This window comes from Bradyrhizobium sp. 159 (assembly GCF_023073795.1).
Lineage (GTDB): Bacteria > Pseudomonadota > Alphaproteobacteria > Rhizobiales > Xanthobacteraceae > Bradyrhizobium.
The window spans coordinates 1-747 of the sequence record NZ_JADPKE010000105.1 but is presented as its reverse complement, the minus strand read 5'-3'; the positions used below and the strand labels follow the sequence as shown (position 1 = coordinate 747).

The following is a 747-nucleotide window of genomic DNA, read 5'->3' as shown; positions in this document are numbered from 1 at the left end:
TAGGCAGCCGGGTTGACGCTGTTGAGCTTGCAGGTAGCGACTATCGACGCCAGCATGGCCCAGTTTTCTGCCCCGATTTCATGGCCCGCGAAGAGCGCATTTTTTCTGGTTAGGCAGACCGGCCGGATGGCGTTCTCGACCGGGTTGGTGTCGAGTTCGAGACGCCCGTCTTCGAGGAAGCGGGTCAACCCCTGCCAGTGATTGAGCGCATAGCGGATGTCCTCGGCGAGCGTTGAGCCGCTGGAGATCATGGAAAGCTGCTTCTCAAACCACGGTTTTAAAGCCGCAATGAGGGGCAGCGAGTGCTCCTTGCGCGCGGCCAACCGGATGTCCGGCGACGAGCCGCGCACCATGGCTTCGATGGCGTAAAGCTGCGCGATCTGCCGGACGGCGGCCTCGGCGATCGGAGACTTGCTGTTGCGCACCAATTTGACGAAGCGCCGGCGCAAATGGCTCCAGCAATGCACGAGCGTCCACGGCCCTTGCGGTCGAACGACTTCGGTCAGCCGGTCATAACCGTCATAGGCATCGCATTGCAGGAAGCGTCCGCAAAAGCCATCCAGGAACTGCTCCGCAAAGGCACCGCTGCGACCGGGGGCATATCGGAACAGCACGATCGGCGGACTTGGGCCGCTGTGGCCGCGGTCGTCTGAGGCGATCGCCCAGAAGTAGCCCTTCTTCGTTTGGCCGCGCCCCGGATCGAGTACCGGCGCCTTGGTCTCATCCATGAACAGCCGATCCGCCATG

At 62.5% G+C, this 747-nt stretch carries 1 protein-coding gene; it reads right to left on the bottom strand.

All coding sequences use genetic code 11. The features are described 5' to 3' along the window. The coding region (locus IVA96_RS32925) for an IS66 family transposase (protein WP_247421745.1) at nucleotides 1–728 on the bottom strand (728 nt) is incomplete at its 3' end. Nucleotides 729–747 lie beyond the last annotated feature (19 nt).